The sequence below is a fragment of the Marinobacter salinisoli genome, from assembly GCF_017301335.1.
Lineage (GTDB): Bacteria > Pseudomonadota > Gammaproteobacteria > Pseudomonadales > Oleiphilaceae > Marinobacter > Marinobacter salinisoli.
Map to the genome: position 1 here is coordinate 756,220 of NZ_CP071247.1, position 13,179 is coordinate 769,398.

At 52.6% G+C, this 13,179-nt stretch carries 14 protein-coding genes; 12 read left to right on the plus strand and 2 right to left on the minus strand.

Annotation, left to right across the window (positions count from 1 at the left end; all coding sequences use genetic code 11):
* Positions 1-119 precede the first annotated feature (119 nt).
* On the plus strand, positions 120-3,098 hold the full coding sequence (locus tag LPB19_RS03465; protein WP_206644727.1) for an EAL domain-containing protein: 2,979 nt from the start codon (positions 120-122) through the stop codon (positions 3,096-3,098).
* A 145-nt stretch (positions 3,099-3,243) separates the two neighbouring features.
* On the opposite strand, the gene LPB19_RS03470 is transcribed toward LPB19_RS03465, so the two are convergent.
* Positions 3,244-3,597: a zinc ribbon domain-containing protein gene (locus LPB19_RS03470; protein ID WP_206644728.1), complete on the minus strand. Its 354-nt coding sequence runs from the start codon at positions 3,595-3,597 to the stop codon at positions 3,244-3,246.
* Positions 3,598-3,600: 3 nt separating this feature from the next.
* A complete protein-coding gene (gene fmdA / locus LPB19_RS03475; RefSeq protein ID WP_206644729.1) occupies positions 3,601-4,833 on the minus strand; it encodes a formamidase in 1,233 nt (410 codons plus the stop codon).
* Between the two features lie 435 nt (positions 4,834-5,268).
* Here fmdA and LPB19_RS03480 point away from each other — a divergent pair, with 435 nt between their 5' ends.
* The 11 genes from LPB19_RS03480 (at position 5,269) to LPB19_RS03530 (ending at position 13,133) form a co-directional block, all read left to right on the plus strand.
* Positions 5,269-5,463, plus strand: coding sequence for a hypothetical protein (locus LPB19_RS03480; RefSeq protein WP_206644730.1), 195 nt, complete (start codon positions 5,269-5,271; stop codon positions 5,461-5,463).
* Between the two features lie 842 nt (positions 5,464-6,305).
* The gene (locus LPB19_RS03485) at positions 6,306-6,701 is read left to right on the plus strand and encodes a hypothetical protein (RefSeq protein ID WP_206644731.1); all 396 of its coding nucleotides are present in this window, start codon (positions 6,306-6,308) and stop codon (positions 6,699-6,701) included.
* A gap of 1,490 nt (positions 6,702-8,191) precedes the next feature.
* Complete coding sequence (locus LPB19_RS03490; RefSeq protein WP_206644732.1) at positions 8,192-8,536, plus strand: hypothetical protein; 345 nt, start codon at positions 8,192-8,194, stop codon at positions 8,534-8,536.
* A gap of 88 nt (positions 8,537-8,624) precedes the next feature.
* A complete protein-coding gene (locus LPB19_RS03495; RefSeq protein WP_206644733.1) occupies positions 8,625-9,182 on the plus strand; it encodes a hypothetical protein in 558 nt (185 codons plus the stop codon).
* A 77-nt stretch (positions 9,183-9,259) separates the two neighbouring features.
* Positions 9,260-9,715 (plus strand): hypothetical protein, encoded by a 456-nt coding sequence (locus tag LPB19_RS03500; protein ID WP_206644734.1) that lies wholly within the window; start codon positions 9,260-9,262, stop codon positions 9,713-9,715.
* A 500-nt stretch (positions 9,716-10,215) separates the two neighbouring features.
* On the plus strand, positions 10,216-10,692 hold the full coding sequence (locus tag LPB19_RS03505; protein ID WP_206644735.1) for a hypothetical protein: 477 nt from the start codon (positions 10,216-10,218) through the stop codon (positions 10,690-10,692).
* 86 nt (positions 10,693-10,778) lie between these two features.
* Positions 10,779-11,069: a hypothetical protein gene (locus tag LPB19_RS03510; protein WP_206644736.1), complete on the plus strand. Its 291-nt coding sequence runs from the start codon at positions 10,779-10,781 to the stop codon at positions 11,067-11,069.
* A gap of 95 nt (positions 11,070-11,164) precedes the next feature.
* A complete protein-coding gene (locus LPB19_RS03515) occupies positions 11,165-11,560 on the plus strand; it encodes a DUF2750 domain-containing protein (protein ID WP_206644737.1) in 396 nt (131 codons plus the stop codon).
* Positions 11,561-11,632: 72 nt separating this feature from the next.
* Positions 11,633-12,049: a hypothetical protein gene (locus LPB19_RS03520; RefSeq protein ID WP_206644738.1), complete on the plus strand. Its 417-nt coding sequence runs from the start codon at positions 11,633-11,635 to the stop codon at positions 12,047-12,049.
* A gap of 85 nt (positions 12,050-12,134) precedes the next feature.
* Positions 12,135-12,587 (plus strand): hypothetical protein, encoded by a 453-nt coding sequence (locus tag LPB19_RS03525; protein ID WP_206644739.1) that lies wholly within the window; start codon positions 12,135-12,137, stop codon positions 12,585-12,587.
* Between the two features lie 123 nt (positions 12,588-12,710).
* Entirely contained in the window at positions 12,711-13,133 is a 423-nt protein-coding gene (locus LPB19_RS03530) for a hypothetical protein (RefSeq protein WP_206644740.1), read from the plus strand.
* Positions 13,134-13,179: the final 46 nt, after the last annotated feature.

Consider the following 13,179-nt stretch of genomic DNA (forward strand, 5'->3'; position numbering starts at 1 on the left):
ATTTCAGCGGCGTCGACACTCAGCCTGATGCCAATGAGCACTGCTTCGTATTTATATAGCAAATACAATCTTATACTCGCTGGCGAGGGATCAATAACGATAATCAAGAGACGCCGCTGATGTATTTGCGTGCATGTTTTCTCCGGGCCTATCGGACTGCCCGTTTGTTCGTCTTCGTCACAACCCTGCTTTCAGGCGCCGCTTTCACGCTGCCGGCCTCTGCTTCCGTTCTCGCCAGCCATCTGCCTGCGGATGATGGGGTGTCGCTGGCTCCGCACCTGGTCTATCAGACCGACGAGCAGCGCAACCTTTCGCCAGAGCAGGTCCGGGACATCAACTGGGGGTGGCAATCCCTGTCCGGCGAGCACCTGAACCTTGGCTTCATCACAGACACCGTGTGGATCCGGTTCCAGCTGACCAACGCGTCGGCGACCACCCAGAACCTGTATCTCGACATCGACTATGCCCTGCTGGATGAGGTGGAACTGACCCTGTTCAGCCTGGAAACAGGAAGATTTGTCCAGACCCTGAAGGCCGGGGACCAGTGGGCCTTCGAAGAGCGCCCGATCCTGTTTCCGAACGTTGTATTCCCCATCACCCTGGCGCCGGAACAGGAATACGTCGTGGTGATGAAAATCCGGAGCACCTCCTCCATGCAGGTACCCATCTCGCTCTGGCAGCGGGATGCCCTGGCCGCCAAAAAATACGGGGAAGCCCTGTTTTTCGGCGGGCTGATCGGCATGATTGCCATCATGGCGCTGTACAACCTGTTCCTGTGGATCTCGATTCGCGAGAATGCCTACCTGTTTTACGCACTGTGCCTGATCGGCTACTGCTTTGTGGAAGCCATTCTGACCGGCATCGGCTTCAGCCATGTCTGGCCCCGATCGCCGGAATGGAACCAGATCAGTCTGGTGGTTTCCGGCGGTAGCGCCCTCGCCGCCCTGGCGTTGTTCACCCACCGGTTCCTCAAGCTCCAGCAGCGGGCTCCCACACTGGGCAGACTCTTTTACGTTTACGGGGCCCTGTGTCTGCTCACCGTGGCCCTGGCCTTTGTGCTGCCGTACCAGGTCGCCATCCACCTGACCATGGCGATGCTGGTACTGGTGCCTTTGTCGACCTATGCCGCCAGCGTCTATTTCTGGCTTCACGAAGGCCTGAAAGACGCCCGCTATTTCGTTACCGCCTTCACCTTATTCACCATTTTTACCCTGGTGCTGATCCTTGCAAAAGTCGGCGCTTTACCTCGCAACTGGCTGACGGAGTATTCCATTCACTTCGGGGCCATCTCCGTGGTTGCCCTACTCTCCTTCGCGCTGGCCGATCGCATTAACCGGGAGAAAACGGCCCGCGAAGAAGCCCAGAAAGAGGCCATTGCCCATCTTGAGCGTTACCGGGTGATCCACGACGAATCGCTGGAAGGCCGTTTCCGGGTCGACCGGGTGGGCCGCTTTGTGTCGGCGAATCCGGCCCTGGCGCGCATTTTCGGCGCCGAGAACCCGGACGACCTGTTACGTCGTGGCAGCAATAACCTCAAACTGATTCCGGCGCGGCGCAAGAAGTGGGAAGAAGGCATAGAGCTGTTGACCCGTCACGGCAAACTGCACGGCTTCGAGTGCGAGGCCCGCCGGCTCAGCGGCGAGCTGTTCTGGGTGTCCGTTTACGGGCGTGTAGTGCGGGACCCGGACACCAAGCGCCCGGTGTTTGAGGGCTCGCTGGTGGACATCACCGACAAAAAAGCCAGCGAACAGCAGCTCAACTATCTGGCCAATCACGACCCCCTGACCGGCCTCGTGAATCGACTGGGTTTTGAGAAGCGGCTGGAGCGTGCGATTGAGAGTGCCCGGATTCAGGGCCGCAATCATGCCCTGCTGATGATGGATCTGGACCAATTCAAAATCGTTAACGATACCTGTGGCCATGGTGCCGGGGACCAGTTGCTCAAACAGATCTCGGCGCTGTTCCAGAAGTACGTCCGCGCAACGGATTCCCTTGCCCGCCTGGGCGGTGACGAATTCGCCCTGCTGCTGGAAAAAACTCCGGTGGAAAACGCCGCTACCCTCGCCCAGCGCTTGCGTCGGGATGTTGGCGATTACCGGTTTACCTGGAAGGGCAAGGTGTTCAGCATCGGCATCAGCATCGGCGTTGTCACCATCAACGAGAAAACCGGCACCCTGGCCGAGCTGGTCAGCCTGGCGGACACCGCCTGCTACGCGGCAAAAGATGGCGGCCGCAACCAGGTTGTGGTGCACGATGAAAACCGGGGTGACATCGCCCAGCGTCAAACCGAAATGGAACAGGTGACGGTGATCCGTGAAGCCATCCGCAACAACAACCTGATTCTGTTCCACCAGAAGGTCTCCCCCATCCGGGGCAACCCGCAAGGCGACCGCTACGAAGTGCTGGTGCGCATGAAGCGAGAAGGGCGACTTGTCCTGCCCGGCGCCTTCCTGCCTGCTGCTGAGCGCTACAACATGATCGTGGAACTGGACCAGTGGGTGATCCAGACCTACTTCAAGTGGTTGTCCGAGCACCCGCAACATCTGCAGCAGCTGACACAGGCCAACATCAACCTGAGCGCCCAGTCGGTGAGCTGCGCGGATCTGAGCCCGTTCATCATCGACGCCTTCAACCGTTACGGCATACCGGCCCACAAAATCTGCTTCGAGATCACTGAAAGCGCCGCCGTGGCCAGCGTTAAAGAGACCCAGAACCTGATCGAGCGGCTCCGGGCTATCGGCTGCAAATTCGCACTGGATGACTTCGGCAGCGGCTTTGCCTCCTATGGCCACCTGAAAACCCTGCCGGTTCACTGCCTGAAAATCGATGGCTGCTTTATTCGCGGACTGGCCACCGACAAGGTCGACTACGAAATGGTGCGCGCCATGACCGAAGTGGCCCACGCCATGGGCCTGGAGGTGGTGGCCGAATATGTGGAAAACGCCAGCATCATGGCCCGGCTGACCGAGCTGAACGTGGACTACGCCCAGGGCTGGCACATCCACCAGCCGGAACTGCTGGTCGCCACCCCGATTCAGGGGCGCCGGGAAGTCTGGTCCCAAAGCTTCAACGACCACAAAGTTCTGAAACCGGTGTAACGCTTCTGAACGCAACGAACAACCCACTGTTGCGCCAACTCACCAGCACCACGCCCATGGCAAGACACAGCTATTCCGCCGCATAAAAAAGCCCCCGGATGGGGGCTAACAACACGTGACAGGACATCTTACTTCGATTGCCGGATCAGTGGCTGATCATCCACGGCCGCATGGACGGGAACATCTTCTTGCCATCGGCGGTGTAGAACATCATCGGCTTGCTGGCTGAGCGTTTCTGGCAGCCACAGGCCTGGCGATGTTCCGCATCATGCTCCCGCTGATCAGCGGTGGAAATGATCGGCTCATGCCGGGCCTTTTCATTGCGTTCCGCCGCCTGCCGTTGCTCAGGCGCCATCGCCAGAATTTCCGGTGGCAGCACAATCACCCGGGCTGATTGCTGCTGACACTCGGGGCACTCGGCGGGAAGTGCGGCTTCCGCCATGGTGCCCAGCTTCTGGAACAGGCCGTGGTCCCGGCACTTGTAGTCGTACAGGGGCATGGCTTACTCCTTATCCGGCGACAACGGAATATCCACACTGCCGGTGACTTTCACTTCCGGCCCGGACGCGTTCGGATTGATGTCGAAGTCGAAGATGTCGGTGGGCAGCCACAAGGTGGCACAGGCGTTCGGTACATCCACCACGCCACTGATGTGGCCTTCCACCGGCGCACAGCCAAGAATCGCGTAGGCCTGGGCCTTGGAGTAGCCGAACTTGGTGAGGTACTCGATGGCGTTGAGACAGGCCTGGCGGTAGGCCACGTGCACGTCGAGGTAGTGCTGCTTGCCGTCCTCATCGACCGAGATGCCTTCGAAGATCACGTAGTCGTCGTAGCGCGGCTTGATCGGGCTGGGCTTGAAGATCGGGTTCTTGATGCCGTACTTGGCCATGCCATCCTTCACCACATTCACCCGCAGGTGAATCCAGCCGGCCATTTCGATGGCGCCGCAGAAGGTGATTTCACCATCGCCCTGGCTGAAGTGCAGGTCACCCACCGACAGGCCACCGCCTTTGACGTATACCGGGAAATAGATCTTCGAGCCCCGGGACAGGTCCTTGATGTCGCAGTTACCGCCATGCTCGCGGGGCGGCACGGTACGGGCCGCTTCGGCACCGGCGGCTTCGGCCTCCGAACCTTTCATTTTCCCCATGTGGGCGGTGGAGCCATCCGGCGGGCACGCCAGGGTGGGAACCCGGTCCGGATCGGTGTCCAGCAACGCCTGCTCCCGCTTGTTCCATTCCGCCAGCATGTCCTTGGACGGCAGGCAACCAATCAGACCCGGGTGGATCAGACCGGCGAATTCCACGTTCGGAATGTGGCGGGATTTGGTGAACATGCCATTGAAATCCCAGATGGATTTCTGTGCTTCCGGGAAATGCTCGGTCAGGAAGCCGCCGCCGTTCTGCTTGGAGAAAAAGCCATTAAAGCCCCACTGACTCTCCTCGAAGGCGCCAATGTCCAGAATGTCCACTTCCAGCAAGTCGCCAGGCTCTGCCCCCTCAACGCCCACCGGGCCAGACAGGAAGTGCACCTGGGTCAGGTCCACGTCGCGCACGTCATCGGCGCTGTCGTCATTCTTGATCTGTCCGCCGGTCCAGTCGTAGCACTCGATGATGAAATCATCCCCCGGCTTGACCGTCGCCGCCATCGGGATGTCCGGATGCCAGCGGTTGTGGATGTTCTCGTTTTCGTAGGCGGATTTGCTCAGGTCGATCTTAATAATTGTTTCGGCCATAAGGGTCGCTCCTTCGGTCTTGGCGTGCTGGTTCGAAAGCAAAAGAGGCAGGGTGCGGGTGAGCCTGCCCTCACAAGACCACTATCGGTGATCGGCCGACATGGGAGTATTCGCGAAATGGCCCCGGTGGGTACGTCATTTGACGTATTGGCGGGGGGAGTGATTAAACCAAATCGGACATTCGAGTTAGACCCTTGCTTCAGCGCCCCCAGGCCAACTACTGATATTTCATACAGTATGATTGGTGGAGCACATCACAGACGTCAGACGATTACATGGAAAGGAAGTTGGGCCTGGGATAAGCTGCTGTTTTATAAACCTATCGGCAGGTTGGTCAACTGCGCAGAGACCGTAGTAACGAAGCGGTCAGATTTCTGCAATATCGGAGACCTCTGCCTAATTGCTGTTATGTGCAAATGGTGAAAAGGACGTCTCATGAAAAAAATGTTATTGCTTGCACTCATTGGCGGTGCTTTTTACGTTTTCTATTTGGGTCCGAAGCAGGCTCATGATGATTGCATTAGGAAAGGTGGAGAACTCAATGTGCAAGAGGGGACGTGTACCTTTGATATCAATTTTACTATCTCGCCAAAAGAGTTAGAGAAACAAATTACCTCTTCGAAAGAGTAAACAAAGAGCCCACATAACCAGATGCGCCAGCATCGCCCGCGCAAAAATACGCGTGGGCTGGACCTCGTTTCACTCGGCCGCTGCGCAAGGCGTTAAACACTATGGCCTATAAGTGTCCGAATTGTGGTTCTGGGGTTTCAGCCAAGGTGCTGTTCGTCAAGAACGTTGCTTGCAAAGGGTGTGGAGCTGTCCTTCAGGCGAGGCAGACTACCGGGCTGGCTGGGCTTGCGGTTGGTGGTCTTATTTATAAAGGGGTTGAAGGGAATCAAATCCTGCTTGCTGTTGGTTCCGTCGCCTTGGTCGCTATTTTGGCACTCATTAGTCTCTTTCCCGGTATTCGGATAGTGGGTGAGTAGCGGCACTAATGTTTAACAAGTCAATCAAGTTTGTTCCGGCCTTCGGCCTCCACCGGACGGCCTTAACAGGCCGCCGCTTATTTCGGCGTTATGAGTCTTAAGTCATGAGTACGAACTGCCCACACTGTAGTCAGCCCGCGACCAGTACGATTGCAAAGTGCTTTGGGCAGGTAGGGTCTATTTACTGTAAAAATTGTAATTCCGACGTGGGCATACCGCGCGCCAAAAATCTAAAGAATGTGGCTGTTGGGCTACTACTGTTCATTTTAATTTACGTCATATCAGACAGCTTGCTCGGCGCAGCAGCGTTATCCTTGGCGAGTTTGATATACCTGACCTACAAGGAGCCGTTCGTTGCGAACGACTCATAACAAGGTGGTGAACGGGACGCCAACTACGCGTTGCTCCGTTGGCGCCCATTACCACGGCGTTATGCCGCAGGGCAGAGTTACAAGTTGCCATCAACTATAAGCACGTAAGGGAATTATGGAATTCGTCAAAAGGAACTTTCAGTGGGTCATGCTTGTGTCGGGCTTTCTGACGGCCACCATGTTTTATGGTCTCGTAGCACCTCAAGCTGCGCTTGAATCGATATTCGGCGTTTCATTTGACGGCGGCCTTCAATCCATCATCGTACGCAGTTGGTCAGCCCTCGTCGGCCTAATCGGTATCATCTTGATTTACGGTGCGCTGGTCGAAAGGCACCGGGTCTTTTCCGCTGCGATGGGTGCGTTGAGCAAAGCGATTTTCGTGTCATTGGTCCTGATTTATGGCCAAGAATTTTTAGGTCAGGCCGCACCAGCAATCATAATGGACATATTCGTAGTTCTCGCCACATTGGTGTTCTTCGTGGCGGTCAGGGTTCAACGGTCTGCAGCATAACCAGTGGGTGAAGCTGACCGGTACTACGCTGCGCTCCGCACCAGCAGCTTACCCAAAGCGTTACGTGAACTACCAGGTTCTCCCATGGAAAAAGTGAAAATATCTTCAAAGGCGACCGAGTTTATGCGAGATATTTTTCCCTTGTTTTGGACCATTCCCCTAAGCGGAATTTGGCTCTTTCTGTACATGCAGGACAGAGATCACCTATGGGAATTCACTCTATTCTTACTGGCGGGTTTTACCTTCTTGCTTTACATGCGGAAAAAGCTCGTTTCTGTATGGCTTGATGGCAGAATTGTGCACATTAAGGGGAGCGAGAAGTCGATTAGCTTGTCCGTCGCTGACATACAATGCTTCGAGATGAACTGGACCAGAAATTTGTCCTCCATTACTTTCAAGCAGAAAACAGTCTTGGGTCGAAAGGTCTATTTTTTTCCAAAGTTCAAATACCGTTTCAAATCCAACAGAGTACGGCAGGAGATTGCTGAGCTTGTCAGTTCAACCACGTAACAATACAAAGCACGCGGACTTGGTAAAGCTGTCACCTTTTTTGCTCGCAAAAAAGCCGCCAACTTCACCAAGCCGGTGTTCTCAGCGTTAGACCGAAGTGAACTAAAGGGGAAGCCGTTGTACAAAAGGTTCGATTGGTCATGGGCATGGCTTTTACTAGTTCTCCTCGCTGCCTTAATCTTCGAGCATGGCTTGGCCGAAGGCTTATGGAGGTTTTCCGGTTTTATATATGGCTTGTCGTTTCTTCAATTAGTTGCGCTGTTGGTTTTAGTTTTAATCGGCAGAAAAATCCAAAAGCACCACATTGCGTTGCCTGGCTCGATCGTAATTTTCTGCAGTCTCTTCCTGGTATTGATAGGCGAAGCAGAGGTCGTTTTTAAGGTTTCATTGTTCGGCGTATTGCTAGGTTCGATTCTGGGAGGCGGGATTGCCTTCACTACCTCGAGGACTAGGGAAAGAATGAGCGTCGCGGAGCGTGAGATTAATGCCAAACTTCGTAGATGGATCCGGAAAGAGAAGTAGGTCTAACCAAGCGGTCAACCGGACGCCAAAAGCGTACCGCTTTTGGTTCCCTACGCTGGCGCTCCGGCGCCGGTTACCTCAGCGTTATGTGTGAATAGAGATTATGAAATATCGCTCTAGTACCGAGCTATTTGTGGCTATTGAAAGCCTGCAACAAGAGCTGGCCTCCAGTGGTTGCGAGGAAGCTAGTAAGCTCGTGTCAGACGGTGTTTCTGGTCTAAATGGTCTCACTGACGGTTGGGCGTATTTACTAGATCAACTCAATTTGATCCAGCAAGAATACGGTTCTTTCTTGAGTTCAAAGCAAAGCGCCAAGCTGTCTCAAATACAGAAGCTCGTACTTGGGGTCGTGCATCGTGCTTAGACCACATAACCATGCGCTCAAGTTTGTTCCGGCCTACGGCCTCCACCGGACGCCCCTGTCGGGGCGCCGCTTAGCTTCGCGTTATACGTAATTTATGGACAGAATTTCTACCGATGAATCTGAGTTGAAGCGGTGCGTCTCAAAAGCGATTGAACTCGCTAGTTCACTGCTTGAATCTGACGCAGAGTACTTAGAAAACGTGCTGGAGCTGAATTCCTTGGGGCATCGTATTGTCGGCGAAGTTTGGGGAACGGAATTCCATGTTTTTGGCGTGATTGCATCTGATACCGATCATTTGCCAACGAAGAAGGTGCGCCCGCTTTGTTCTGCCGCGATGCTTGCAAAATCCGATGATGAGTTGCTGCGGGTTATTAGCTCCTACAGAACGCAGGTTTCAGATGCTTGTCGCCGAATTCTGTCGAAGTATCAAAACGTATAACAAGCGGCATCACGGCGACCGTTTTTTCGCCGCTTTGCGGCTCCAAACCGGCGCGTGTGCCGGGCGTTAGCCATTTGACGGAGACTTCGTGAGTTACTTTATCGAGCGCGAATTTACAGCACAGAGTCATGTTATCGAGTGCTTGTTCAGCATGCACCGAGATGTGAGTGAGCGCGACGAGGTAACGTACTCTGACTGTATTCCCATTGCTGTATTTTCCGCATTCGCGATTGAAGCCTACATCAATGGTGTTGGCGCCAGAGTTGTAGGTTTCTGGGATTCGGTCGAACGCAATAGCTGGCAGAGCAAGGTCGATATCTTGCATTCAATTGCGGGGCAAAGCCCTGACTGGGGGGCTGATCCATTGAGTTATGCAAAAGAGGTTTTCAAACTGCGCGACAAACTGGCTCACGGCAAGCCGGCAGTTTCTCGCTTGGGCCCCTATCCAACAAGAGCTGACGCTGGCGATCATTATCATGAAGTGAACAAGGAGCCTGAGTGGGTGCTCAAATTAAATGACAGGTGGCTCGCAAGATCTAAAAAAATGTTCGTTGAAACAATGGACTATTTTAGGCGCCTTCATAACCTGTCTGAGAATGATCATCTTCATATCGCGCGAACCCAAGTGGTAGAGCGAGATGGCTAACAATCGGCTGCACAGCGACCGATTTTCCGCCGCTTCGCGGCTCCAAACCGGCGCGTGAGCCGGGCGTTAAGCGTTTTATGGCCAGAGTAAGTGCTTTTCTAATCGGTATCGTTCTGGCGGTGTGGTTTAGCTTCGCCTTTCCTGTCCTGTTCCCCTTTTTGTTCATAAACGTCGAACTTGAGCCGCTCTTCAGCAGCTGTATTGGAATGGCCCCCAGGGATCTGTGTGCTGCTCTGATCGTGGTGTCTATTTGGCTAATGTCCTTGCCGCTGAATGCTGTAATTTTGGTCAGTGGCGCCTTTGCGATGGCTGTGATCTTTGCCCGAGTTTTCAGGTTAAAACTCAAGGTATGGTGGGTGCTATTGGGCAACACCGTTTTCATTGCAGCGGTTATTGCAATCGGCAACTACGACGAGGCGCAGCTCATTTCGTGGCATACGCTCGCTAATGTGATAACTCATGGTTTGCTTCTGGCGCTTGGTCTTCAAATGGGTGCGCGCTTAACTAGGCATTCAAGTTCGTTACGGCCCTGAGGGCCTCCACCGGACCGCTTTCAGCGGCCGCTTAATATTGGCGTTATGTTCATTGGCAGGAAGAAAATGGTTTGCCAGTCTTGTATTGAATTTTCAGGGCTTCTGCCCGAGTCGCGAGCCTCAGGTTTCGATTTTCCACGGGCTTTAGAGATAGCTTCCGGGCTCTGCGAGGACGGATCACTAGTCCAGTTGGCGGGCGACTGCCCAGTTCAAGGCACGCTGGACGAACTATTAACTGAGAGGCATTACACTGTTTGTCAATATTTGCAATGTAATGGGTGCAGCACAATTTATTTTATTGGCGGTTGTATTCGAGGTCGCCCGATTTTTGAAATTAAAGATGAAATGCCACCTTTGAGAGCTCTCAACAACGGTTTGTGGGGGCGCTTTGGTACGGTATACGAACAAACTTGAACATAACAATCTGGTCAATGGGACGCCAACTACGCGGTGCTCCGTTGGCGCCCATTACCACGGCGTTAAGGGTTTAGGGGGATGCCGTGAAATTAACAAACTATTACGGAGAGCCATGTGATATAGAGCCATACTTAGAAAAGTATAGGCACGGTAATTACGCAGAAATCTCCGAATGGCTTTGGAACGAACTGTACCACCAAGGCGATATTGGTACAGCTTCGATTTCTTGGTTAATACAAGCAAACGAAATATTCCTAAATCAAACATCTATTGATTGGAACCATCTTGGTTTTATCTACGCAGTAATGCAATCAATAGAAGAGCATGAGTTTATTCCTTGCCCAGATTGGGCAAAAAACAAATACCGCCCAGCAGCTATTTCTGCATTACAGCACGCACTATCACACTACCCGGAAAACCCCACAGAAGAGCAAAAACTCTCTATCGTTTGCGTAAGTTGCGCAATTTCTAAAATGTATAAATCATATTCTTTAATAGAGTATGCTTGGGGTGGTTACGAAGAGCGTCTCATGGAATTAGATTATGAAAAAAACCCTTAACAAGGTGCGGCATGTTCGCCCTGCGGGCTGGACTCGCGGCTGTGCCGCTCGCCCATGCGCACGGCGTTAGGAAGTTTGGAGTAGGGATGATCAGAAATACAGTATTGATTGTCGGTGGCATCGGAAGCTGGAGCCTGTTTGCTCTTTCTATCGCTGGTGGTGGATGGGGTATCTTAGGGAATTGGCTGGGGGCCGATGTTTCAAACTTCCTATTTTTTGTATCAATGGCGGTATCACTTCCCGCGTCTTGGTTGTTTCTGCATGGGTTGTTCAAATCTGGACAGTTATCCTTCCCGACCTTCGCAGGGTTGCTTGCTCTTGTTTTCCTCTCAGTTTTGTTGGTTTTGGCGATGCTCAAGTTTTTGAGGTATTCCTAACCAGTGCATCAAATTCGTTACGGCCCTTGGGGCCTCCACCGGACGGCCTTGTCAGGCCGCCGTTTATGCAGGCGTTATGTTCTTTGGGAGTTTCAATGCCATACAAGATGAATGACAAGCAATTTGAGGCTGTTCTGGCACTGGATAGCTCAGAGAGATTTGATCATTTCATTAGCAAGGTCGCTGATTGGGAGCAAATGTGGAGTGTAAAAAGTGAAGAGGGCTGGTTGGTTCCAGTTGCTCCCGAGGATTTTGAATACTTCCCCCTCTGGCCGCACCCCGAATACGCTCAAAGCATTACTGACGAGAATTTTCCAGGCCACACTGCCGTCGAGATTAGCCTCGAAGAATTGCTAGAGCATTGGCTCCCACTGTTCGAAAGCGAGAGCGTGAAAGTGGCCATTTTCCCAAATAGAGAATGGACGTTTTGGTGTATTGAGCCAAAAGATCTAAAAGAAGAATTGCTCAATGAAATGGCAAAGTACGAATAAAAACATAACTAGTCACTGTTGCGGACTGCCGGTGCTGCGCACCGTCAGCCGCAAAGTTTGGCGTTACACCGCATGAATACAACTGAGTTCGTCGTTTACTATCTAATAGCGGTATCAGCGATCTTTTTGCTGATCTCACTGGTGCGTTTTTCGCAGCTGAAACCATTGTTTGGGGCGAGACAAACCTTGGCATTGGTAGAGCAGAATCATCGCGCTCGTCTGGACCGGTTGGTTCAGTTGGGAGTCAGGATTGAGGGCAGGGGCCCTATACACTTTATCGCGCCTCCACCCTACACTCCCGACGAGGAATTGGAGGTTGGTGCCGAGATGGAAGTTTGGGTTTCAGATGAACTTCCCGGTGTGGTTTTGCATAAAAAGCCTACTTTTTCGTCGTTAATCGGTCGGGCATTGTATCCAGCGGTCTGTGTCGCGTTCGTTCTTCTGATGCCTATCTTCTTCATTGTGCAGAGTCATTTCGATGGGGTGTAACAAGAGCAGGCACGGCGACGCCCACTACATTGCGCCTTCGGCTTCATTCCGTAGGCGCGCATGCTGCAAGCGTTAGGCAAAGATAATGAAGGTCGATGGTATTGAGGAGACGCTAACTAACCTGCAGATTGCGGAAAGGCAGTTAGAGAGATCTATCGGATTGTTTCTAGACCAGAAAGATTTTGTGTCATCTCTCACACTAGCTGGAGCAGCCGAGGAAATTCTCGGGAAACTTCTAAATGAGCGAGGCGAGAAACATTGGCTTGATGAAGTCTTATCGGGTGCGCTGAGGGCGTTGGGATTTCGAAGGAATACGCTGGAAACCCCCGAAGCAAAAAAATCAAGAAAGGAAGTTTCTAATCTAGCGAACTATTACAAAAATAGACTGAAGCATTATAACGAGGACGGTTCCATTACTTTTACCGTTGATGCTGAAGCTGCGGATATGATTGATCGAGCAATTTCGAACTATTTTAAGCTTACTAAAAGCGAGACCGGAGCAATGGAGCGTTTCAAAGAGTTGGTCCTACTAGGCTGAGATGCCTAACAAATTATTCCAGTTTGTTCCGGGCCTGAAGGCCCTCCACCGGACGCCCTTTTCTCCGCTTCGCTTCAAAAAGGTCGCCGCTGAACAAAAGCGTTAAGTGTCTGAGGGAGAATCGTGCAATTTCTCAAAAGCCTGTTCAGAAAAAAGGAACAGCCGGAGGCAACAGTTACCATCGAAGGTGCAGGTTCTTTGGGGTGGGACGCTGAGTCGGAGTACTGGGTTGGTACATTCAACGGAACAACAATAAGCGTTGCGTACGATGGCCTCTCCGAGCCAAAAGAGGATTTGGCACTTTTTGTCACCCAAACCCTCGAACAACCGGACTTCCTTGATAACAGTATTTCCAAAATTAAATCAGTAGCCAGAGCTCAGTTCCCGGAGAACAGGCATCCCGAAATAGAAGAACTTCAGGCAAAGGATGTTGTTTTCCAGAATCCAAACTTCATCCTGATCCAGTTTTTTGGTCCTGAGGACCACGAACCTTTTTGGTTCGCCGAAATACATGGCAGCGAAATCTACGTTGGCTGCGATACATAAACACTTAACAAGTGGTTGTAGTTTGTTCCGGCCTTTGGCCTCCACC